Raw genomic sequence first — 23,759 nt, 5'->3', positions numbered from 1 at the left:
ATTCGTTTGTCTGGCCCGCTCGTGCGGCGTAGGATTCACGAGAAGGACCGTGCCAAGAAGGAACGTCGCGTCACGACACGATGCTCCGACGGAGGTAACGATGCGAAGACACCATCCGGCTATTTTGATCGGGCTCTTCAGCCTGCTGTTGCTGGCAGGATCGGCGCGAGTTGCCGTCGCACAGTTTCCTCAGTATCGTCCGCCGTCGATCAATCCGATGCAGAACACGATCAATCGACCGACGGTGAGTCCCTATCTCAATTTGACGCAGCGTAACTTCAACGGTCCCCCGACTTATCAGACGTTGGTGCGGCCGATGGTGGAGCAGCGTCAGGCGGCGGTACGGCAGGCCGCGCAGATTCAGCAGATCCAACAAGATATCAGTTCGTCGAACCGCATGGGCGCTTCGCGTACCACGGGCGAATCCCAGCAGGTGCGAGGCACCGGCCACGTCAGCGGCTTCATGAATCACATGCACTTCTTCCCGCCCATGCGTTAATCCTCGCGGCGGGAATCGCGAGTCGCGCGGCACTACTTCGCGTGAAGCTCGCCTAGGAATCGGCTCCAGCATCTCCCTCTGCGCTCGCTTTGCGCGCGTCGTGGTCGAGGGGGAAGGGCTGAACGGATAGGGAAAGGACTCCGCGTGTCGCTCGCTTTGCCCTCGCAAGGAAATCGCCGACGGTGGAAATGGCGGCTACTGGCGCTGGGATTCGCCGGCGTTTTGAGCTGCGCCATGCTCGCCTTGGCAGAGCTTGGCACGCGTTGTTTGTTTCCCGCGGTGAACTTTCAGGACACGGATGCGACGCTGCTCGTGCGCACCGCACAAGCAGGCTATCAATGGCACCCCTCTGCCAGCGGCTATTGCTTTGGCGAGTACGTCCACATCGACGAGTCGGGGTGCCGCGACCTGGAGTATCGCAAGCCGGCCAGGCAAACCTGGCTGATTCTCGGCGACTCGGTCGCGTTTGGCGTGGGCGTGCCCGCGGCCGAGACGTTCGTCGGACGCGTGGAGCGCGCGCTGCCCGAGGTACACTTGCGCAATGCTTCCGTCGTGGGCATGAATCTCGACGGCCAACTTGCCAAAGCCGGCGAAATGTTGCGTCAGGATCCGTCGATCGCCCGCGTGACGCTGTTCTACTGCTTGAACGACCTCGAGGACGTCTCGGGCGAGGTATCGACCGCGCCGCGCTGCGAAGCGGGCTCGGTAGCGAACCTGGCACTCGAACAGAGCGGTTTCGGCGAACGTCTGCGCGGCCTGCTGCGGTCGCGCTCGAAGCTCTATCTGTTGCTCAAGGGACAATTGACCGATCGCAGCCAGACCTACTTCTGGTGCGACTACGCCCGCTACACAGATGCCGGCGGCGGGAGCATCCTCGGCTTCGATCGCATCGAGGCCATGGCGCGGCTGGCCGAGCAGCACGGCGCCCGCTTCGACGTGGTGCTGCTGCCGTACGAGTATCAACTGCGCGCCGAACGCGATGATCTGTGGGCGCCCCAGGAGCAATTGGCCGCGTATCTCCGCGAGCGGGGCATCAAGTACCACGATGCACGCCCGTGGTTCGCGACGACCGAAGGCTCGCGGCAATGGTTCCTGTTCGGCGACCCCATGCACTTGTCAGCGGCGGGGCATCGACAGATCGCCTCGGGCTGGCTGCGGTCGATGCGCGACGTTGAATCGCAACCCCAAGGTCATCTCGTCGCGCGGCCAGTGGACGAACCGAGCACGTCGACCAAGTGACGGTTCAAGCCCGGATGCCCGTTTCGGTCGCGGGAGAAAGGGTACTCTCGGCAACCGTCGCGCGTGGTGAGATCCACCAGCGCGAGACCACGAACCAGAGGATGGTTCCGACGGCCAAACCGCCCAGATCCTGGAGGAAGTCGCCCCACTCCGGACTGCGGTTGGGGATCGGACCTTGAATCAACTCGGTGAAACCCGCGTACACGGCCAGCAATCCGAGCAAGGTGGCGTTGCTGAGGGGCCAGCGTGCCATCAGCATCAAGAAGGCGAGGACGACAAACGTCGCAAAGTGGACGATGAATCCCAGCATACGGAAGGCCGAGACGATCAGTTCCTGCTGACCAAACCAATCGAGCGGATTGCGCACGACCAAGAGCAGCGTGAGGAACGCGAGATAGATCAAACTGATGGTTCGTGACACGCGGCACGCCCGACGTCGAGATGCGTTGCCCTCCGAAACCCCGGTTCTAGCATAGGTTGATCCTGCGAATGGGCCAAGGACGGTATTCGCCGATTGCGGCGCGAGCCCTTTGATTACCGCAGCCAGATCGGCCTCGCTTGCCTAGCCGGTCTGCTAGCAGATTGATAAGATTCGAGGAAGAAACGAGCGATCCGACCCCCTGGAGATCCTCCCCATGCTTGGGGCCAAGTTGAATGTCGATCAGTACATCGAGCGGATGCACGCCGAGATCGACCGCGTTGATCGTGCTGAAATCGTGCTGATGGCCGACCTGATCTACCACGCCTGGCAGAACGAGCAGTTCGTCTACATCTGCGGCAATGGTGGTTCGGGCACCACCGCCACGCACATGAGCGAAGACCTGGGCAAGAGCTCGCTCCGCGAGTGCGATCTGAAGGACGAGTCGAAGAAGCGGCTCAAGGTGATGAGTTTAACCGACAACCTCGGTTGGATCCTCGCCGTCGGCAACGACTGCGGCTACGACCAGATTTTCGTCCAGCAGTTGATGAACTATGGTCGTGCCGGCGATCTACTGATTGCGATCAGCGGCTCGGGCAATAGTCCCAATATTCTGGCCGCCGTCGATTGGGCGAATCGCCACGGACTGAAGACGTTTGGGCTGACGGGCTTCGGCGGTGGCAAGCTGCGAACGATGGCGCAGTCGGGGCTGCACGTACCGCTCGACGATATGGGCATGGTCGAGAGCATCCACTTGGCGCTCTTCCACTTCGTGCTGAACGATGTCTTTGCCCGCATCAATCGCGAAGGACGCTACGCCTTGAACGGCCAATCGGCCGCCGTTTAGACCGCTCGGTTCCGGCCGCGGCGAACCTCTGCGGAGACACGCATGCTGCTGGGTATCGAAATCGGTGGCACGAAGATTCAGCTTGGCATCGGGGCTGGAACGGGTCCGCCGCTGGCGGCGCTCGAGCGCTTCGAAGTCGATCGCGAAGCCGGCGCGTCGGGCATCCTGAACGAGATCGTCCCCCGCGCACGCGAACTGATCGCGCGGCATGCGATCGACCACGTGGGCATCGGCTTTGGCGGGCCGGTCGATCCCGCGCGCGGCCGCACCGTCAAGAGCCATCATGTCGCCGGCTGGGACGACTTTCCGCTGGTCGAGTGGTGCCGCGATACGCTCGGTCTGCCCGCGGTCATGGCGAACGATGCCGACGCGGCCGGACTGGCCGAGGCTGTGTACGGCGCGGGACGCGAATTCAATCCGGTGTTCTACGTCACAGTCGGCACGGGCATCGGCGGGGGCTTGATCATCGACCGGCGCATTTATCGTGGTGCCGGCGCGGGTGCGGCCGAGTTGGGTCACCTGCGGCCCGGACTCTCGGCCGAGAATCCCGAAGCGATTCTCGAGTCGTACGCCGCAGGGTGGGGTATCGCCGCGGCGGCACAATCGCGATTGGCCGAACCGGTTTCGCATCGCATCGGTCCGCTGCGTGGCCAGCCTGGCGCGCGCCGTCCCGAGGACGTACGCCAGCGATTGATCGAAGTGGAAGAGGCGGACGAGGCCTTCGCCGGCGATCTGCTCGAACGCTGCGACGGGCGGGTCGATCGACTGACGGCGCGGCTGGTGGGAGAAGCTGCCGCGGCGGGCAACGGGCTCGCCCTGCAAGTGCTCGATCGCGCGTGGCAGGCGCTGGGGTGGGGCATCGCGCAGATGATTACGCTCGTCGCGCCCGAGGCGGTGGTGATCGGCGGCGGTGTCTCGCTGCTCGGAGAGGAGTTATTCTTCGAGCCGATACGTCGTGAAGTGGAACGCTATGTCTTCCCGCCGTTTCTGGGCAAGTACCACATCGTGCCAGCGGAGTTGGGGGAGGATATGGTCGTGCATGGGGCGCTGGCGCTCGCGGCGCAAAGCCAACATTGATTGATGAGAAGGCAAAGCGACTTCTTGATGAGAAGTGGCATAGGCCGCTGGCCTGTGCAGAGTGGTGTGCAGTAGTCACCGGTCTTGAAGTCAATAAGCAATCTGCACAGGCTGGCAGCCTGTGCCACTTTTTTTTGGGGGTGGCCTGAAGAAGACCATTTTCCCCGCTCACGATCGCTGTTCGAGCCGCGCCTTTATCTCGGGCAGCGGATAGTCGATCAGCGATAGTTCTTGCCCGGTGATCTGGCGCAACCTTCTCCAGCCGCGGGTGACGAGCGACTCGCGCTCGCGGACGAAGGCTGGATCCATCTGTCGCTTGTCGAGTGGGCCTTCGACCGCGATCGGTTCGAACTCGCCGTCGACGATGAACTGCGCGAGGGAAGGGTTGCAGCGGATGTGGCGCTCGCGCGTGGTGTGCAACTCTTCGGGATCGACCATGCCGATGACGTAGCGCAGGTAGAGGTCGCTGTCGACGATCTCCTCGACGTCGCCGCCGCACACGTCGCAGAGATAGCCTTCTTCGCACTTGGCCATGATGGGTCAAAGCCCGAGCACATCTTCGATGCCGTACATGCCGGTGGGTTTTCCGGCGAGGAATCTCGCGGCGGCCAGTGCCCCCTGCGCATAGCAATCGCGCGAGCTGGCTTTGACGGCCAACTCCAGGGTCTCGCCCAAGAGACCAAAAACGATCGTGTGTTCGCCGGGGTTATCGCCCGTGCGCACGGCGTGGTAACCGATCTCGTGGCGGGGCCGCACGCCGGGACGGCCTTCGCGACCATGCGTATGCGAGGTGAGCCCCGCTGCCTGGGCGATGATCTCGCCGAACTTGAGCGCGGTGCCGCTGGGGGCATCTTCCTTGAAACGGTGGTGGCGTTCGATGATCTCGACATCGACGCCGCTGGGATGATCCTTGAGCGCTTTGGCCGCGGTCGCGGTGAGCTTCATCGCCAGGTTCACGGCCAGGCTCATGCTAGGAGACCAGAGCAGGGGAATCTTCTGGGCGGCATCGGCGATCGCCTTGCGACCATCTTCCTCGAAGCCGGTGGTCGCGACGACGACGGGCGTGCCGCGTTCGACGCACTTGCTCACCAGGGCGAGCGCCGCCGCCGGCACGGAAAAATCGATCACCACATCGACCGGCCCGGTCCAATCGTCCGAGAGGGGGACGCCGAGCGTGCCGCCGCCGGCAATGGCGCCGGCGTCCTCGCCCAGGCGCGGATGGCCGGTGCGTTCCAGCGCGGCGACGATTTCGAGCGCGGGATCGGCGTTCCCGAGGGCCACGAGCCGTTGCCCCATGCGACCGGCGGCGCCATGAATGGCGACCCGCACTTTACGTTCAGCGTTCACAGGCGCGCTCCGTCGCGATTTCGTCAACTATAGAGTTGAATCGCCTTGATGATGTCGTCCCGGTCGTTGGCCACCGCCACGGCGCGGTTGGCGTAGGCCGCGCGCTTCACGCCGCGGCTGCCGAGCTTCTTGTTGAACAATTCCTGGTCGGTGGTGTGATAGGCCACCGTGGCATCGGGATCTTTGAGCTGGTGGCCTGTCAGGATGCAGACGACACGTTCGTCGGGCTGGATGATGCCTTCGGCCGCGAGCAACTTCGCGCCGGCCACACTCGCGGCGCTGGCCGGTTCGCAGCCCAGTCCTCCCGCGCCGACTTGGGCCTTGGCGTCGAGGATCTCCTGATCGGTCACTTCGCGGACGACGCCGTTCATCCACTCGAGCGCCCGGAGGCACTTGTCGAGATTCACCGGCCGATTGATCTCGATGGCGCTGGCGATGGTCGAGGCGCGGCGTTTTTCGGCATCGAGCTCGTCGTAGTAGCGCTGCGATACTTCGGAATTTGGCGTTCCGCCGTTCCAACGAAGTCCGCGCCGCTCGTACAGTTCGAAGAGCGTGTTCGCTCCCGCGGCATTGATGACGGCCAGACGGGGCAGGCGATCGATGAGGCCGATCTCGCGGAGCTCTTGGAAGGCCTTGCCAAAGGCGCTTGAGTTGCCGAGGTTGCCGCCAGGCACCACGATCCAGTCGGGCACTTCCCAACCGAGCGCCTCGAGCACGCGGAACATGATCGTCTTCTGCCCCTCGAGCCGGAACGGATTGACGCTGTTGACCAGGTAGATGCCGAGCTCTTTGGAGACCTCTTTGACCCGGGCCATGGCATCGTCGAAGTCGCCGGCGATCTGCACGGTCAGCGCGCCGTAGTCGAGGGCCTGCGAGAGCTTGCCGTACGAGATCTTGCCCGATCCGACGAAGATCACTGCCTTGAGCAATCGCGTGACCGAGCAGTAGGCGGCCAGCGAGGCGCTCGTATTGCCGGTCGAGGCACACGCGGCACGCTGGGCCCCGATCGTGCGGGCGTGCGTAAAGGCGGCCGACATGCCATTGTCTTTGAAACTGCCCGAGGGATTCATTCCCTCGTATTGCAGAAAGAGCCGCCCGGCGTTCTGGCCGACGAACTTCGCCACCGAGTCGGACGACTGCAGCAGGGTTTGGCCTTCGCCGATGGTGACGACTTGCGTGGGTGGGGCGAAGGGGAGCAACTCGTGGAAACGCCAGACGCCGCTGAAAGCGAGCGGATCGCCCCGTCGCGACCACTTCTGTTCGAAGAAGCTGAACGACGAAGGGGGCTTGAGTCGGTCCCAGTCGTACTTGACGTCGAGCAACTGCCCACAGGCCTGGCAGGCGACGCGGACCTCGTCGATTCCGTAGGTCGCCCCGCAGCTTGGCTGGATGCACTTCTGAAAGGCGACGTCTGTCAAAGTGGCGACGCTAATGGCAGTGCTCCAGACACAAGGGCAGGGGGGCGAAAGCTGACCTGGCCACCCGACCGCCTCGCCTCACCGACCCCAAAAGAAGGACAACCCCGCCAGTTTACGCCAGCCCCGGCAGACCATCAAGTTGCGCGCTGATGCAGTGAAATAAACCAACCCAAATCACACCTAAGTCCTTCGCCGAACGACAAAAGTCTCTAACTTGGGTTAACGGGCTGCAAGCCGATCAGGCGATCAGTCAGATGCCAAAGAGCGGCATCTAGTTCGGGCTGAATCGGTGTACTTCGAGCACATACTCTTTTTCTGCTCGCTTGCTTCCGAGCACAAGAGTATCTCCAGCCGAGTTCAGGCCGAAACATGTCACGGGGCGAGCTTTCGAACCGATGGCGAGCAGTTCTTCTCGTGTCGCGACGTTCCACATACGCACCACGCCGTCAATACAGCGGCTAATCAAGGTGCTTCCATCGGGCGAGAACTGAAGATTGATCACGATCGCTGAATGCCCGATGATCTTTACAGGACGTCCGCCACGAGTTACATCCCAAAGAAAGATCGCACTTTCGCCGCTAGCCGCAAACGTGTGGCCATCGGAAGAAATCGCACCACACCACACGCCATCCAGCGGCCGATTCAGGGCGATTCGCGGGAACGCCGACTTCGGGGGCGCGACCAGAGGTCCCGCAGGGTCGAGCAGGTCGATCCACGCGTCGCCAATGACCGTGGGATAGACACCCAAGCTCCGCCTGGAGAGGGAATTGTCATGCTGTTCGAGCAGAGTGCCCGTTCGAGTGTCGATCACGATCGACCCAGTACGACGTTCTTTCTGCGGCAATCGCTCGCCAGAAGCGGAATTCCGCACTTCTCCTCGCAGCACGGTGACCGACTTATCACCTGGCAGGGCGATCCCATTGAAGTGGGTAAGCGGCCATGCGGCATACTGCTGTAGGAGTTCGCCCGTTTGAGGATCGTGCTCGCCGAATTCGCCCGAGTGACGCTGGAACACAACGCGGTCCCCCGTCGCGCTGAATGCGATGGGCCAACGCGACCAATGAACGTCGTGATCCAACGAAGAACAAGCTTCAATCGACCAGAGCCTCTGCATAGTGCGACCGTCGTACACGGTCACCAAGGAAGTGGGTAATAACTCGTCGAGCGACGTTACATCCTTACTTGTTACTCCTTCGAGCGCATCAACATCGAAGCACGCCACCGCCAGATATCGTCCGCACGGTGAGAACACACTGACTGACGGCTGATCCGGTAGAGTGACTTCGTCCGTTGCTTCGGACAAAAGACTCCACACGTGAATCGTGCCATCGCGACCGCCTGCGACAAGTTGCCTGGTCTGTGCGGCTTGATCGACGGCGCTGGGTACGCCGTCATATCGCAGAAAGCGACGATTGGCGGTTTCGCGCCCCTCCAGCAAGTCGCGAACGTCGATCAACTCGACGACGCCATTGAACATAGCCGCGGCCACCTGGTCCTGATCGACGCAGCGCTGGAATCGCTCGATGCGATGGGTCGTGGCCAACTCGTGCAACAAGGCGCCGCTCTCGAAATCCCACACGCGTAATACCGGCCTTCCGCCCGCCGAGATTAGACGCGGCGGCGATTCGGCCAAGATGTAGAAGTCAGTCAAACTATCGATGTCCTGCCAAGATTGGACCGGTTCGAGCGATGGCACTTGTAGGACGTGCAGACCCGCTATGGCCGTGCCAGTGATCAACCACCCTCGCGTAGAGCAATCGGCAATGCGTCGGATAACGCCTCCATGCCGGTTGCCGTCGAGCCGTTGGAAGTGCGAGATCGGCAGCTCCGACTGATTCTGCACTTTCCAGATGTCGCGATCGACCATCGCGATCCGCCCGTCGCTGCTCCCCACAGCAATATAAGACGCCTTGTCGAGCCAACACAAAGCGTGTATTGGACCGTCGAACACCGCAACTTCATGCACAACCGGTGAGATCACCGAGCCTGCGACTTCGTGAACGTGCAAACGTCCGTCTGTCAGACCCCGCGCCAGCCACTTGCCGTCTGGCGAAAAGCAGAATGCGACAGTGCTCTCCTCAGGCCCCTCCACCGTCATCAAAGGCTGCCACGAGTCGGTATCCCAGAGCCGGATCAGTCCATCTTCCCCAAGCGAGGCCAGCAAGCGTCCGTCGGGACTGAACTGCGTTTCCAACACGCGCCCTTCGTGCGCGTCGAACGAGCGTGAGGTCGCCTGCTTCAACAGGCTGGCGAGCAACTCGTAAGCCACATCGCGGCGCACCTCGCCATGCGCCAACTGCGAGGCGTCGGCAAGTGCTGTCGAGAGGTCCACATGATTGCCACGACGCCCGGCGTCGGCCGCACGCCGGATGCTCGATACGTACTGCATCTGGCGATCGTGGCGGTCTGTTTCGGCGGCGGCAGTCTCGGCCATCTCGATGCGGCGCGTCGAGGCGGCACGCTGGCCAGCGACAACCGACCACCCGCCGACGAACACGACCGCTACCAGGAGCGCGGCCAATACAGCGAGGGTAGCAACCGGCCGACGGCGCGCCAGCTTCCAGGTGCGCCGCCAGAGGGGCGTCGGCTTGGCACGGATCGGTTCATGAGCGAGAAACCGTCGTAGATCCTCTGCCAACTCACCGGCATCGGCATACCGGCGTTGCGGTTCTTTCTCCAGACACTTCGAGACGATCGCCGCCAAATCTCGCGGCACGCGCGGACGCAGGGTTCGCAACGATGGCGGTTCGGCTTCCAGGATCTGTCGGCGGATGTCGTCGGCGTACTCTCCCTCGAACGGACGCCTTCCAGCGATCAACTCGTAGAGCATGACGCCGAGAGAAAACACATCGGACGCGGGGCCGACCTCGGCCGACCGCGCAGCCGCCTGCTCGGGCGACATATAGCGGTCCGTGCCGATGATGGCCACCGTCGTGGTCAGGTCCGACAACGGTGCGGTACGCGCATGGCGCGCCAGTCCGAAGTCGGTCACGACCGGCTCGAAGGGGAGTTGACCTCCTTCCGCGTCGGACGATCGTAACAGGATGTTGCTGGGCTTAAGATCGCGATGCACGATGCCCTGCTCGTGCGCAAACTGCACGGCCTCGGCCACCGAGTGGATCAACTCGGCTGCCATGCCTGGGGAAATAATCTCATGGTCGGACAGCCAATCCGCCAGTGTCGGACCTTCGATCAGTTCCAGCGAGATGTATCTTGCCATCTCGACGCTGCCCGAGTCATACACCTCGACGATGCCACGGTGGCGCAGCGCTGCCACGGTCTTGGGTTCTTCGATGAACCGCTGGGCCGCTTCCTCGTCCATCAACACGGCCGGCCAGGCGATCTTCAGGGCAACCTCGCGATCTAGTTCCAAATCAATCGCGCGAAACACCGCGCCGTAGGCGCCTTTTCCTAGCAACGACTCCAGTTGAAAGCGCCCGAACGACTGTGGCCAAGTGCTCGGATGGGGAGCGCTCGTCGAGCGGGATGCATCGGTGTAGAGCCTGCTCAGCCAAAAGAGAAACTGCATCACGTTGGATGACATGAAGTCGTCCGGCTCCAGCGAACTCGCTGAGCCGCCCCCCGCCGAATCGACATTCGGCCGATCAAACGGTGTCATCGTTAGCGTAGCTCCGGCGAAGCTTGTCTAGCGCGCGGTCATACGCCTTGCGGGCCGCTTCGGCGGTCGAGTTCGTTAGCATCGCGATCTGCTGGTAGCTCAGCCCTTCAAAGAGGCGCAGATGGATCACGCATTGCTCATTCGGCTTGAGGCACTGATACAGTGCGTACGCCCGGTCGAGTTCTTCGCGCTGCTCGATGCTCAGCGCGGTGTCATTCGCGTGCGGGCCGTCCCCGCGGGCGAGAACAACGCTCCAAATCATGCGTTTATGCCGCTCGGCATTGCGGGCAAGATGGTTGCGCGTCCATTCCTGCCTTCGCCGAAAGAGCACTTTACGCGCCCATTGTTTGAAGTCCGCGAACGTGCTGCGTTCGAACTTCTCGAATTGCTCGCGAGCCCGGATCAAGGTGTCCTGCACCAGGTCGGACGAGCCGTGGGAAGGGTTTGCCCGGCGGGAGCGGCGGCGTGTCGTTAATTCCGCCCAAAGCTGCTTGGAAAGCTCGGCGATGAGCAGGTCAAGTGCTTCGGCGGAACCGCGCTGCGCCTCGACGACGAGGCCATCTAAATGAGCAGAGGGGCGTACTCCGCGGCCGGAGCGTGAGTGCGAAGTCGAACTGCTCTGACGGGCCGAAGACGGATATGTCGACATTCCCTGCCCCTAACTGCCCAAATGCGCCGCGTGTCGAATCGAGCCACATTGTCCTATGCAGGAATGGGCGATTCAACCCCGGCGACCGAGGGCCGCGATGCCTCGCGGCCTGCCAACAGTCGGGAATTACTCGCATTTCACGAACATGTCCGGTTTCCGGTCCTGGCGCATACCACTCTTCGCCCACGGATTATTCGCCTGGAATGGCGAAACGATGTCCGTTCGGCGTCCTTGGCGCATGTATGTACTAGACGGGCCTCGTTGCCTTGTCTTTCTCATCACTGGGACTGCTAGTGACCCATCCGACAAGCCGCGCTTCGCACTGATCGACTGTGGAGTCGATCGGCGCCCTCTCTTGCGGCCGTCCCTGCCCCACCTCGCGCCCGCGACCTTGCTGCGCGCGATCTCGTTCCAATCCGTAAATGAAGTCCTCTTTAGTCCCGAGGGATATATGACCCTGAATTACCGCCTTTTCCCCACTGCGATTGTCTTGGTTCTGACCCTGGTCACGCACGTGCGGGCAGAAAGCATCGGCTTTACCAGCTTCGGCAACTTCTCGGAGTGGGAGATCAATCAGGGGGACGGCGGATCTGCGCCAACCATTTCGATTGCCAACGACCGCATCCAAATCACGAACGCACTGTCGAGTATTCAGCGACGTAGCATGTTCCACAAAACACCACAGCCCATTTCATACTTTGAAGCATCATACGTCTATCAAAACGTTGGGGTATCAGGGAATGTTGGGCTTACATTCGTAATTCAGAACAGCAATGCCGGTATCGACGCTCTCGGCAATGCTTCCGCTGACTTGGGGTACGCCACTAGCATCAATAAAAGCATTGCGCTCACCATCGAATTAGATAGCAACGGACGGGCGGGACTGTTTCAAAATGGGAGCAAATCGGGGCTTGGGTCACTCACCAGCCCTTTGAATCTCAGTCTTGGGAATCCCATCGCCGTCAATATCTCCTACGATGGCCTGAATTTAACACATGCGCTTACTGATACAGTGACACTCGATAAATACAGTGTGACCTCTCAAATTAATATTCCATCCATTGTCGGTAGTAGTCACGCGTTCGTAGGATTTACAGCGTCGACTGGAAACGCGCCGAGGAATCAGTTTGTATCGCATCCAAACTTTCTCTGTGCCCGAACCCAGCTCGCTCTTCGTTGCTGCGACCGGCGGGCTGGCCTTGGTGGCCTATGCCGGACATCGCAAGCGTCGTCGGCGTGCCCTCCCCCTATAGCAATCCGTTTGACCTCGGCTTAATGCGCTATCGCTGAGATAACGGTGGACAGTCAAGAAAAGACTGAGTGGTCGTAATTTAAGTAAACGGTGCTGAAGCACATCATGCGACGCTTCATGAGATTCGGACGTCACAAAAACAGGGCGCTATCAATGGTCAGAATCTTCTTGCGGCTGTTGTTTCTTGTCCTCATTCCGTTGGATTGGTCGTGCGGCGCGGACGCGCCCACTGCCGAGGGTAATCTTGCTGGTGCAAAACAATCGTTCGATGATGCCCGAGTAGAGTTGCTCAAGGCATTGCATCTCCTGGAAGAAAGGGCACAAAAAAATGGTGACCTTGATGCCGTTCAAGCAATCCGCGACGAAACAGCGGCCTTTGTCATGGACGGTACGCTGCCAGCGTCTGCGACAGGCAAGCCTCCGTTGAGGCTACTCAAGAAATGGCTCAAGAGGGTTGAAGACTCTTACCTGCAGTCCATTCAAGAGCTGACCAAGGCCGGTGACGTCGAGGGGGCGGTGGCCCTTCAATTAGAGCTGGACGGTTTCAGGCGGGGAGAATGGACTCCCCTGCCGCAGGAATTGGGCGCAGCTCGAGTATTTGCTGGTGCATGGAAGGTCGAACAAGACGAGATCATTCAACTTGACGACAACAGTAAATGGGGCTTTCTTACGTTTCGACATCTGCCCTGGCGCGACTACGATATAACGTGCGAAGTGCATACTCCCCCGCTTAAAGATTCAAGTGTTCAAGTTCTTTTTAATGTTGCGAATCCGTACCACTTTCGCGAGCTGAGGATTCGTAGCGACGGTGTCGAGTTGCACTGCAACTCTGGGCCTGCTCGTAGCGCAGTTCCCGTCCTGAAAAAGGAACTGGAAATACCAGCGAAGTGGCATCAAGTTCGTATTTCCGTTCGAGGCTCGAAGTGCGAGAACATCGAACTCGATGGAGTGCGAGTATTTGACCGACATGATGACGCCCGCTATCTGCAAGGCTGCGGCGTCGGAATTGGTGCGACGAAAGGTGCCTCCGCTCGCCTGCGCAAGGTCCAGATCGCCAATGCTGCCGGTCAACGATTAGCGGCCGGTGGCATCACGGGCTTACAACCTAAGCCGAATGCTCAAATGTTAGCAGCCGAGCGGGCGTCCGCTCACTTTCAAGCAGGCACGAAGTGGAGCGGAACGAGGACGTCTCGGCCAGGTGTGCCAGGGAGCTCGTATTATGTCCATGTACACTCGAGAACGGACAACCGATTCATGGGAAAGCGCTTCTCCAACGGCGAAAACCGCAATCCAGTTCTCATCGAGGGCGTCATCGTGGGAGCAGACATCAAATGGCGCGAAACGCTGCCGGGGCGGCTTACCGCGGAAGTTTCAGGGCGATTGTCGAACGATGGTAGAGTGATGCAGCTCAAGTATTCCACCACATGGCAAGGCGGAAGAAAAGACGAAGGTATCGGAGAAATTAGACTCAGCGAATGAATGTGCGCGCGCCTGGTATGAAGCCCCAGCAATTCTTCGGCGGCAGCAACTCGGCCAACTTTGCGAACGTCATCGGCGCCCTCTCGGACGTAGGAGCGTATGTCGACTCGCTGAGCCCCTATGGCACATTCGACCAAGGCGGTAACGTGTGGGAATGGAACGAGGCACTGTTTGACGGCAAGCCTGGCGGTGAGTACCGGGGCACGCTCGGGGGCGCATGGCAAAGCAGTGCGAGCGTTCTGGCAGCCTCGCACCGGGACAGCGGCAACCCGACGGGCGCCAACAACGTTGTTGGTTTCCGCGTAGCAACGATCGCCATTGTTCCCGAACCGTCTTCTGTGGTCATTCTCGCGGTTGGAAGCTTCGCTTTCATGCTCACCGTGGGACGAAGGACCCCCCTATGCAGATAACATGGGAAGCCTTCCCATGTTATCGCTCAGATTGGACGGAGGCGACGGAGCGTCAGGCGCGTCAGAAGTCGTCCACAGACAAGAGGTTCGGAGAAAACGATCATAGACTTCCGCTTTCGCTCGCGCCGTGCTCGCTTCTCGGCGGCAGTGAGCTTACGCTTCGGTTTTGCCATGTCGGTTCTCCTGCTTCGCGAATTCGAGCTTATCCCCCCGCAGTCGAGTCCGTTGGCCCGCAGGGGAGGCGAATCCGACGCGACCACGGTGAAAAAGTCGAACCTCGTCGAACTAGCGATTGTCTGACAGAGCCGACGGGCTTCGTCACCGAGATTGGCTTTTCGCATGCTTAAACGGATCCGTACCGCACACCTCTCTGTTGGTCTTGCCGGAATCGCCGCTTTCCTGGCGACCGGTCTCTACATGGACCGGTTCCACGAACATCTGCGCGGCTACGACCACACGGTGCGGATGCTGTATCGTTCGACGCATATCTACGTGCTGCTGTCGGCCGTGATCAACACGGTGATGGGCTTGTATCTGCGACAAGCCGAATCACCCTGGCGGCGTGTCCTGCAACTGCTTGGATCGGCCGCACTGCTCGCGGGGCCGCCGCTCTTCGTTGCGGCGTTCTGCACGGAGCCCTACCTGACGGGGCTCGCGCGCCCCTGGTCGCGGATCGCGATCTACCTCGCAATGGCCGGCGCGGTGCTGCATCTGTTGGCGAACCTACCGCAACGCCGGACACAGCACGATCGGAATGAGTAGCAATCTGCGATGCTCGCTTCGCCGCAGGCCGTACGACGTTTGCCCGAGTGATCGAAGGATTGGATGACGTAGGGCTCGTTGCGCCTCTTGCGGTCAACTACGATCGCCTAGGTCGAGTTCCTGGTTCCGGTTGTCAGGGCTGCGGATCGACTTTCGTCACACGCTCAGGATCCTGACGCCAAATGCGATACGAATAGATCGGCAGCCAGATCACCATAAACGCTACCATGCCGAGCACGATCGCCAGCGTCCAAGCGTTGTGTACCATCGCCAACAGGATCAGCGCCGCGCCGGTCAACAGAAAGAGCCGGCCCGCCAGCCGGTTCGTTTTTTGCCAGCTCGCGGCGCTCGACAAAGTCCAAGGCGTGCGCACTCCCACGAACCAATTGGGACGGATTTTGCCTAGGAAGTTTCCGAGAATGCAGAACAGGATTCCCAGGCCCAGCGGAACGACGAACGACACGTCGACCGGATGCCCGAAGGCCACGAGCAGGATCGTCGCATGGATCAGCGCGAAGAAGAGGACCAGGGCCAGGCGGATGATCTGAGAGCCGCGCGCAAAGGACTCGTGGGTACTGTACCTTGAAGCGATCCACGTCAACACGAGCAGCAACAAGTACAGCCCCAGCCCAATCAGCGGCGCGAGTAAGAGCCCCTCGAACTTGCCCCCATAGCGATCGGGCTCGCCCGCCAGGTTCCAATGCACCGGTATCCGCTCGGGCGCCTGCCCCCAGAGGATCGCCGACGCGGCGAACATTCCCAGCAGGATGCTCGCCTGGAGGCCTTCCAGGATCTTGCTCGTGCGCATGGCTTGCTCCCTTTTCGCTGGCCGGCGCTTGAAACAACCCGCGCGCCGCCGCGACCATCTCTTCCACGACCGACACCTTCAGGCTGTAGAGGATACTGGATCATACGGCCACGGCCGTCAATGATGCGGATACCAGTGCGCTCACCGTGCCGCTAACCGGGAATCACCAAATGCGTGCAGACCCGTTGTGCGTTCGCAACGTGGCCAGTAGCCGCCGCTCTTGAAGGCGGGGCCAAAACGCGATCAAACGCCACGCTACCGCTGCTTTTTCATGCTGTCCGGCGGCGAGGCCGGCAAGTGGTACCGCATCCGCTGACGGCCACGGATGAAGCCGACAAATTCGCCAGCGGCCGGAGACAGCGTCTCGCCACGGCGGGTGAGGACGCCGGAGTGGATCGGGCGAATCGGATCGGCGATGGGACGGGTCGCCACGCGGCAGCCGCGCGTCACCACGCCGCCGGGGAGTAAGGGAACAATCGAAACGCCGAGGTCGGCCTCAACCATCCGCACGACGATCTCGGTCGTCGTCGTTTCCATCCGCACGTGCGGTGACAAGCCTTGTTCGTGAAAGGCGTCGAGGACATGTTGGCGCCCGGTCGAACCGCGCTCAAACACAATCAAGGGTTCCGCGACGAGGTCGCTCAGCTTGACCGTCTTGCGCCGCGCCAGGGGATGGCGGGGGGGCGTGATCAGGCTCCAGTCCATCGAGAAAACGTGAAGGTAGTGCAATTCGGCGGGGGGCTCGTAAGGCGCGGCGACCCCCAGGGCTACGTCTGGATCGCGCAGCAGCACACTTTCGATTTCCTGCTCGGCATGCACGCTCAAGCGAATGCGGATCTGCGGAAACCGGGCATGAAACCGCCGCGCGGTGTCAATCAGCACGTAACGCATCAAGTACTGACTGGCGGCGACATGCACCTCGCGCGGCGGCGCCGCCGGGTTGAACAGTTCGGTTAATTCCCCGGCCCGATCGAGAAACGCGATCGCGTGCGGCAGGAACCGACGGCCCTGCGCCGTCAGCGGCGTCGCTTGGCGCAGACCGCGCCCTTTGCGGTAGAGCTCAACCCGCAGTCGCGCTTCCAGAGCGATCAGCCGGTTGCGCACTCCTTGTTCCGTAATCAACAAGACTTCGCTCGCGCGACGAAGACTCCCCTGCCGCGCCAGTTCGACGAACGCGGCCACCTGGTCGGTCGACAACGAGGGAATCGAGCTCACCGTGCGCGCCTCTGAGAGATCCCGGTAAAACAACAAAAACCATTATAGCGGCAATAATAAACCATTTCTTGCAGGAAACAGATGGACGGTAGGATGAGTCGTAACCCGGCGAAATGTGCGGTGGAGCTCTCCGCCGGACGGGACGCCGCAACAAGCGCGAGGGGAGACGATGATACGTTCCACTGGATGTGCCATGGCCCGCTTCGTCGGCGCCCTGCTATTGACGATGACCGCTGCGCCGGCGCTCGCCCATCCGGGCTCGGGCATCGTCGTCGATCAGCGCGGGTATATCTGGTTCATGGATACCGGCTATGGAATCTGGCAGATCGATCCTGCCGGCCGCCTGACGGCCCAAGCCGGTACGGGCGGGCACTTCCTGGCGATCGATCGCAAACAATCCTTCGAGCACAAACATTTCGCGAGTCTCGAGCCGGGCGATGTTGAAGTCGCTCGCATTGATCCGACGCTTATCGTGGCGCGAGATTATCCCGTAACCATTGGCGCCGACGGCGCGTTTTACTATCCACAGGTCGCAGCCAAAGGTCGCGTGCGGATCCTGCGGATGGCCGCCGGCGAGGGGGCGAAGCCGCTGGCCGATCTGCCCCAGGCGCGCCAGATCGGCTACCAAGGGGAGGAAGTGAATCCCGAGTGGATTTATGGCATCGCGGCCGGGCCCGATGGCTCGCTCTATTACACCGAGCAGCAGGCTGTCCGCCGCATCGCGCCGGACGGCACCGTTTCGACCGTCGCCGAGAACGTTGTCGTTCCTGATTGCGAGCGCCCCGAAGGGCTGAAAAATTTCCGCGCCGAAGCGAGCCTCTATGGTCTGGATGTCGCCGGAGACGGAACGGTCTACGTTGCCGCGCCAAGCTGTAGCGCGGTCCTCCGCATTACGCCCGACGGCACGGTGTCGGTGGCCCTGCGCGCCACCGATCGTTGGTCTCCCCAGGGGGTAGCCGTGGTGGGCGAGACGCTCTATGTGCTCGAATACGACTATGTCGCGTCGGACGATCGCGCCGACTGGTATCCGCGAGTTCGACGTCTCGATCCGGACGGGACGGCCACGATCCTGGCGCAAGTCGACGAGCGGCCTGAGCGCGCCGGCGCTAATGTTCGCAAGTTGTCGCGCGCGGTGCTGGCCGACGTCGCAAAGCCGGCCCGGGCACACGCCGCGGTCGTGCATTTTCCCATCGTGCTGTTCGTCGTCTCGATCCCTGCCGCGGTATTAGCGATGGCACTGCGCAACCGATGGACGCCTCGCGTTCAACTGCTCGCGCTCTTCGTCGTGATCTTCATGTTATGCAGCGTGAGCGAGCGGACGGGCGAAATGGCCGAGCGGCAAATTCCGTACGGGATCGACGGCGTGCCGGGGGCAGCCTGGGAATCTCTACACCAACACACGACGTATGCCGAGAGGTTAAAGCAGTTCGCCGGCGGCGGAGCGCTGGGTGCGATCGTGGCGCTTCTACCACTGCGGTGGCGATTTGCCGGCGGATTGCGGCTGGGCGCATTGTTGCTGGCGCTTGGCGCCGCGCTGGGTGGTTCGGCGACGGCTGTCGTGACCGCGCACTACGGGGGTGAATTGGTCTATGGTCAAGGGCTTGGAACCCAGACGCTCCGCAGTTACGTCGAGGAAAAATACCGTACGAACCGAGCGGCCACGCAACTAGCCGGGATGCAGGCGCCGAAGTCGCCCGCTGGGTCGCCTCAAGAGTCGTCGCCAGAATCGTCCGCGGCGGACTTTGCGGGAAATGAGGCCGGCCAGCAGCGCAACGTCGCCGGGATGGCGCTCTGCTGGTGCCCGCCCGATCGGTTCGACATGGGGAGTCCGCGCAGCGAACCCGAGCGCCGTCCGTTCGAGTCGCAGGTCTCGATCACGCTCACGCGCGGGTTCTGGATGGGCACGTATGAGGTAACCCAGGGGGACTGGAAGCGCGTGATGGGACAGTTGCCGGGAGAATTCACGACCGAGCTCCCCGAGGGAGACGACCTCCCCGTTGGCAACGTGAGTTTTGCCGAGGCCGAGAGTTACTGCGCCAAGCTGACTGAGGTCGCTCGCGCGGCTGGCGAGTTGCCGGCCGGTTGGGAGTTTCGCCTGCCGACCGAGGCCCAATGGGAGTACGCCTGCCGTGCGGGCACGACCACGGCCACTTCGTTCGGCAAGTCGATCGGCAGCAAGCAGGCAAACATCAAGGGGGACAAACCCTACAACGGTGGCGAGCCGGGGCCGACGCTCGGTCGCGCCGCCAAGGTCGGCAGTTACCCGGCGAATCCGTGGGGACTGTACGACATGCATGGGAACACTTGCGAGTGGTGCCGGGACTGGTTTCATGGGCGATATCCCGGCGGCGTCGACCCCGATTTGCACGACGCGCAGGCAACCGCCACCAAGAACGACACAGGCGACTATTCCCGCTCGCGCCGGGGAAGCTGCTGGGCCGACGACGCTTGGGCCAGTCGCTCGGCGTTTCGCCAGCGGTTCGAGCCCGGGCGGCGCTACGACCACATTGGCTTTCGCGTCGCGCTGGTGCGCATCCCTGCGATGTAGCAGTTGAGTTTTTCGACTGCTAGTGCATTGCCAAAACCAGAAGTTCGGGTTCCCCAGCCGGGTGGCACCGACGATGGTGCGGCGCGACGTCGCGCACGACAACAGACTCGAGTCGCACCGTCGTCGGTGTTGCGCAGCAACAAGAGGGTCGATCGGGCAGGCACCTTTCAGCAGCACAGCCTCGCCACAACGTCGGTCCGGTCGAAACGAACCTCTTGTCGCTGCGCGACACCGACGAGCTTCCGACTTGCGCGAGAAAAGTTTCACCGCCATCTGCGGAAACTCGTCGGTGCTACCCCCTAGGGCAGCGTGAAACCCTGTTTTTCGGGTTCCCAAGTTCCACGCGCTCGCGATGCGAGGACCAGGCACCCGAACTTTTGGCTCTGACAAGGCACTAGATGACCTCGCTTGTCTCGCAACGGACGAAGACACCCGTATGAACCGCGCCCGGTGAGCAGGCACAACCAGCCCGGCCGGGACTTCGTTCATTCTCGGTCAATCGGCCGACGGCAAAAGGCAGGGTCAAATCCGCGCACCGGCCAAGGCGCGCTTACACCTGATCGACCGAGATTACCGGGTGGATGGTGAATTCGCCATGCTCCCGCCAGGTCTCGCAGGCCTGAGCCACGAGCGATTCCTCGTTGCTCTCTCCCAGGATGAACATCAACTCGGAACGCGTGTCGATCCACGCATCGCGAAAGCTCACGCCCGGATAGCGATTTGGCCCGCGCAGATCGAACGCCTCGAGCAACTTGTTCTTGCCGCCCGGCTTCAGCTTCAATTCCACCATGAATTTCATTGGGAGACTTTCTTGCTCGCGGTGAATCAAGGAGCAGGGATTGTGGACGAAGGGGAAGTGCCGGTCATTTCTCCATTGCCCGCGGTTGGCTCAACGATGGCGACCGAGGCGTGAGGATCGGTATCGCTTTGAGCGGACGACTTCGTGCCGACGAGACGCACCACGATGTAGAAGAACACCGGGGTCAGCAGGATGCCGAACAGGGTGACCCCCAACATGCCGGAAAAGACAGCGATGCCGAGCGCTCGGCGCATCTCGGCGCCGGCACCCACGGCCAACGCCAAGGGGACCACGCCCAGGATGAAAGCGAGCGACGTCATGATGATCGGTCGCAGGCGCAAGCGGCAGGCTTCGACCGTCGCGTCGGCCGCCGCCACCCCCTGGGCCGTCTTCTCCTTGGCGAACTCAACGATCAGGATCGCGTTCTTGCTAGCCAGACCGACCAATACCACGAAGCCGATCTGCACGAAGATGTTGATATCCATGCCGGCCATGGCCACCCCCACGATCGAGCAGAGCAGGCACATCGGCACGACCAGGATCACGGCAAAGGGGAGGCTGAGACTTTCATACTGCGCGGCCAGCACCAGAAAGACGAGCACCACGGCCAGGCCGAACACGACGATGGCCGTATTGCCCGCCAGAATCTGCAGCAGGGTCAACTCGGTCCATTGAAAATTCATGCCCTGCGGCAAGACCTGTTCGGCAATGCGTTCGATGGTCTTGATGACGGTGCCCGAACTGACGCCGGGCAGCGAGCCCCCGTTGACCGCCGCTGCCGTGACGCCGTTGTAGCGGACGACCATCGCCGGGCCCCCCGTGTCGCTGATGTGGACGACGCTTCCCAAGGGGACCATTTCGCCTTGGGCGTTGCGAACCTTCAATTGGCGAACTTGTTCGGGCGTGAGTCGGAAATCAGGATCGCTCTGCAGGTTCACCTGCCAGGTACGGCCGAATTGATTGAAGTCGTTCGTATAGTAGCCCCCCAGGTAAAGCTGCAGCGTGAGGAAGATTTCGTCGAGCGCGACTCCCATCTGCTTGCAGCGTTCGCGGTCGACGTCGACGTACATCTGTGGCGTCCGCGCGCGGAAGGCCGTGTACATGCCGACGATGCCTGGCTGCTGGTTGCCTTCGGCAGCGAGATCTTCGGAGGTCTCTTGCAGCAGGTCGAGCCCGAGGTCTCCGACGTCGCGGACCATCAGCTTGAAACCGCCGGCATTGCCCAAGCCATCGACGGCCGGCGCGCCGAAGACCGCCACCGAGGCCTCTTGCACCTCGCGGTAGCAGGCGTCGCGCAGTTGCGCCGCGATCGCGTCGGCATGCATGTCGGCGCCGTGGCGATGGTGAAATTCGTCGAGAATGACGTAAATCGAGCCGTAGTTCGAGCCGATCGCGTTCTGCACGAACGACTGGCCCGAGATCACGATCGTGTGGGCAATGCCAGGAATGCCCCCGCCGGCTGCTTGATGGCCGTCGTGCGCGTCGTGTGCTGTGTGATTGCCCGGAGTTCCCTCCCCCCGTGCGATTTTGTCGACCTGCGCCATCACGGCCTGCGTGCGCTCGAGCGAAGCGGAGTCGGGCAGGCGCACGTCGACGAGAAGATAGCCCTTGTCTTGGGGCGGGATGAAACCGGTGGGCACTCGGGTAAAGCTCAGATACGTGAGAAACAACAGCCCCGCGTAAACGAGCAGCACGATCGCGCTTCCGCGCAACAGCAGCCCCACGCCGCGCGAGTAGAGATCGGCCGTCTTGTTGAAGCCGGTGTTGAAGAGGCGGAAGAACCAGCCCAGTACGAGGTTCAACAAGCGGGTGAGCGGATCGCGTTGCTCGTGCTTGGCTCGCAGGAGCAGGGCGCACAAGGCTGGGCTGAGCGTGAGCGAATTCACCGCCGAGAAGAAGGTCGACACGGCGATCGTCAGGGCGAATTGCCGGAAGAATTGCCCCGTGATACCCGTGATGAACGCACAGGGAATAAAGACGCACATCAACACGAGTGAGATGGCCACGATCGGGCCGGACACTTCGCTCATGGCCTTGAGGGCGGCTTGCTTCGGCGGCATGCCATGTTCGAGGTGATGTTCGACCGCCTCGACCACCACGATGGCGTCGTCGACGACGATGCCGATGGCCAGCACCAGCCCAAACAACGAGAGATTGTTCAGGCTGAAGCCCAAACCGAGCATGACGGCGAACGTGCCGACGATGGCCACGGGTACGGCAATGAGTGGAATCAGCGTGGCCCGCCATGACTGCAAGAACATCAGCACCACGAGCGCTACGAGGATGATCGCGTCGCGCAGCGCCTTGAACACCTCGGCGATCGACTCGTTGATGAAGGGGGTCGTGTCGTAGACGATCGCATAGTCGACATCGGGGGGGAAGGTGCGTTTCAGCTCTTCCATGCGGAGGCGAATGCCTTCGGCCGTTTGCAGCGCGTTCGAGCCCGGGAGCTGGAAGATCCCCAACCCGACCGACGGTTGACCGTCGAGCGTACACGAGGTGTCTTCGTTCTTGGCGCCGAGTTGAATGCCGCCGACCGTGCGGCCGTCGGGAGCGATGCGTTGATCGCTGACGACGTCGCGCAGCCGCGTGACCTGTCCATCCTCGCCGGTTTTCAACACGATGTCGGCGAACTGCTCGGGATCGACGAGCCGACCCATGGTGCTCAGCGTGTATTGAAACGCCTGCCCCGTCGGCACGGGCGGGCGGCCCAAGGCGCCGGCCGCGACTTGCACGTTCTGTTCGCGCAGCGCCTGGACGACATCGCTGGCAGCCAGATTGCGCGCGGCCATGCGATTCGGATCGAGCCAGGCCCGCATGCTGTAGTCGAGTTGTCCGAGGAACGTAACGTCGCCGACCCCCTTTACCTGGGCCAGTTCGTCGCGCAGGCGGATCGTGGCGAAATTGCTCAGGTAGAGCTGATCGTATTTGCCCGTCGGCGAGATCAGATTCACCACCAGCAAGATGCTGGGCGACTTCTTCTTGACGCTGACGCCCGTCTGCTTGACTTCAGAAGGGAGGGTGGGCAGTGCCAGGTTGACGCGGTTCTGCACGAGCACCTGCGCCATGTCGAGATTCGTGCCTACCTCGAACGTCACGGTCAGGTTGTAACCGCCGTCGTTCGTGCTCTGCGAGCTCATGTAGAGCATGTTCTCGACGCCGATCACCTGTTGCTCGATCGGGGCGGCGACCGTCTCGGCCACGACTTTGGCATTCGCGCCGGGATAAGTGCAGCTCACCTGCACCGTGGGGGGCGTGATCTCGGGGTACTGCGCCACCGGCAGCAACATCACGGCGATGCCGCCGGCGAGCGTGATGATGATCGAGATGACCGCGGCAAAGATCGGCCGCGAGATAAAGAAGCTGGCCATGC

19 protein-coding genes are annotated in these 23,759 nt (G+C 61.8%); 9 read left to right on the top strand and 10 right to left on the bottom strand.

All coding sequences use genetic code 11. The features are described 5' to 3' along the window. The first annotated feature begins 100 nt into the window (after window positions 1-100). Together KF708_19965 and KF708_19960 are read left to right on the top strand one after the other, a co-directional pair. A complete protein-coding gene (locus KF708_19965; GenBank protein MBX3414972.1) occupies window positions 101-499 on the top strand; it encodes a hypothetical protein in 399 nt (132 codons plus the stop codon). Between the two features lie 144 nt (window positions 500-643). Next, window positions 644-1,738, top strand: a complete 1,095-nt coding sequence (locus tag KF708_19960; protein ID MBX3414971.1) for an SGNH/GDSL hydrolase family protein — start codon at window positions 644-646, stop codon at window positions 1,736-1,738. A 4-nt stretch (window positions 1,739-1,742) separates the two neighbouring features. Here the strand turns inward: KF708_19960 and KF708_19955 are convergent, their stop codons facing one another. After that, the gene (locus tag KF708_19955; GenBank protein MBX3414970.1) at window positions 1,743-2,159 is read right to left on the bottom strand and encodes a VanZ family protein; all 417 of its coding nucleotides are present in this window, start codon (window positions 2,157-2,159) and stop codon (window positions 1,743-1,745) included. A gap of 214 nt (window positions 2,160-2,373) precedes the next feature. Here KF708_19955 and KF708_19950 point away from each other — a divergent pair, with 214 nt between their 5' ends. Together KF708_19950 and KF708_19945 are read left to right on the top strand one after the other, a co-directional pair. Then, a complete protein-coding gene (locus KF708_19950; protein MBX3414969.1) occupies window positions 2,374-3,003 on the top strand; it encodes an SIS domain-containing protein in 630 nt (209 codons plus the stop codon). Between the two features lie 42 nt (window positions 3,004-3,045). After that, a complete protein-coding gene (locus tag KF708_19945; protein MBX3414968.1) occupies window positions 3,046-4,080 on the top strand; it encodes an ROK family protein in 1,035 nt (344 codons plus the stop codon). 168 nt (window positions 4,081-4,248) lie between these two features. Here KF708_19945 and KF708_19940 read toward each other — a convergent pair whose 3' ends face one another. The 5 genes from KF708_19940 to KF708_19920 form a co-directional block, all read right to left on the bottom strand. Continuing rightward, complete coding sequence (locus KF708_19940) at window positions 4,249-4,614, bottom strand: hypothetical protein (GenBank protein MBX3414967.1); 366 nt, start codon at window positions 4,612-4,614, stop codon at window positions 4,249-4,251. 6 nt (window positions 4,615-4,620) lie between these two features. Continuing rightward, window positions 4,621-5,376, bottom strand: a complete 756-nt coding sequence (dapB, locus tag KF708_19935; GenBank protein ID MBX3414966.1) for a 4-hydroxy-tetrahydrodipicolinate reductase — start codon at window positions 5,374-5,376, stop codon at window positions 4,621-4,623. A gap of 74 nt (window positions 5,377-5,450) precedes the next feature. Next, window positions 5,451-6,860 (bottom strand): threonine synthase, encoded by a 1,410-nt coding sequence (gene thrC / locus KF708_19930; GenBank protein MBX3414965.1) that lies wholly within the window; start codon window positions 6,858-6,860, stop codon window positions 5,451-5,453. Between the two features lie 256 nt (window positions 6,861-7,116). After that, window positions 7,117-10,464: a protein kinase gene (locus KF708_19925; protein MBX3414964.1), complete on the bottom strand. Its 3,348-nt coding sequence runs from the start codon at window positions 10,462-10,464 to the stop codon at window positions 7,117-7,119. Then, entirely contained in the window at window positions 10,451-11,113 is a 663-nt protein-coding gene (locus KF708_19920) for a sigma-70 family RNA polymerase sigma factor (protein ID MBX3414963.1), read from the bottom strand. Before KF708_19920 ends, KF708_19925 begins: the two co-directional genes overlap by 14 nt. 451 nt (window positions 11,114-11,564) lie before the next feature. Between KF708_19920 and KF708_19915 the strand changes: the two genes are divergently transcribed. From KF708_19915 to KF708_19900, 4 genes are all read left to right on the top strand, one after another. Next, window positions 11,565-12,389: a hypothetical protein gene (locus KF708_19915; GenBank protein MBX3414962.1), complete on the top strand. Its 825-nt coding sequence runs from the start codon at window positions 11,565-11,567 to the stop codon at window positions 12,387-12,389. Between the two features lie 81 nt (window positions 12,390-12,470). Continuing rightward, complete coding sequence (locus KF708_19910) at window positions 12,471-13,844, top strand: hypothetical protein (GenBank protein ID MBX3414961.1); 1,374 nt, start codon at window positions 12,471-12,473, stop codon at window positions 13,842-13,844. 17 nt (window positions 13,845-13,861) lie between these two features. Further along, window positions 13,862-14,254, top strand: a complete 393-nt coding sequence (locus tag KF708_19905) for an SUMF1/EgtB/PvdO family nonheme iron enzyme (GenBank protein MBX3414960.1) — start codon at window positions 13,862-13,864, stop codon at window positions 14,252-14,254. Window positions 14,255-14,593: 339 nt separating this feature from the next. Beyond that, window positions 14,594-15,016 (top strand): hypothetical protein, encoded by a 423-nt coding sequence (locus KF708_19900; protein ID MBX3414959.1) that lies wholly within the window; start codon window positions 14,594-14,596, stop codon window positions 15,014-15,016. A gap of 133 nt (window positions 15,017-15,149) precedes the next feature. On the opposite strand, the gene KF708_19895 is transcribed toward KF708_19900, so the two are convergent. Both KF708_19895 and KF708_19890 read right to left on the bottom strand, forming a co-directional pair. After that, the gene (locus KF708_19895) at window positions 15,150-15,824 is read right to left on the bottom strand and encodes an SdpI family protein (protein ID MBX3414958.1); all 675 of its coding nucleotides are present in this window, start codon (window positions 15,822-15,824) and stop codon (window positions 15,150-15,152) included. A 255-nt stretch (window positions 15,825-16,079) separates the two neighbouring features. Continuing rightward, a complete protein-coding gene (locus KF708_19890; protein ID MBX3414957.1) occupies window positions 16,080-17,039 on the bottom strand; it encodes a LysR family transcriptional regulator in 960 nt (319 codons plus the stop codon). Window positions 17,040-17,208: 169 nt separating this feature from the next. Here KF708_19890 and KF708_19885 point away from each other — a divergent pair, with 169 nt between their 5' ends. Continuing rightward, window positions 17,209-19,587 (top strand): SUMF1/EgtB/PvdO family nonheme iron enzyme, encoded by a 2,379-nt coding sequence (locus tag KF708_19885; GenBank protein ID MBX3414956.1) that lies wholly within the window; start codon window positions 17,209-17,211, stop codon window positions 19,585-19,587. Window positions 19,588-20,137: 550 nt separating this feature from the next. Here the strand turns inward: KF708_19885 and KF708_19880 are convergent. Together KF708_19880 and KF708_19875 are read right to left on the bottom strand one after the other, a co-directional pair. Continuing rightward, window positions 20,138-20,386: a DUF3303 family protein gene (locus KF708_19880; protein MBX3414955.1), complete on the bottom strand. Its 249-nt coding sequence runs from the start codon at window positions 20,384-20,386 to the stop codon at window positions 20,138-20,140. A 26-nt stretch (window positions 20,387-20,412) separates the two neighbouring features. Beyond that, window positions 20,413-23,757, bottom strand: a complete 3,345-nt coding sequence (locus KF708_19875; GenBank protein ID MBX3414954.1) for an efflux RND transporter permease subunit — start codon at window positions 23,755-23,757, stop codon at window positions 20,413-20,415. Window positions 23,758-23,759 lie beyond the last annotated feature (2 nt).

Source organism: Pirellulales bacterium (assembly GCA_019636335.1).
Lineage (GTDB): Bacteria > Planctomycetota > Planctomycetia > Pirellulales > JAEUIK01 > JAHBXR01.
Note: the sequence above shows the minus strand (reverse complement) of the source record. Positions and strands in the feature narration are given on the sequence as shown.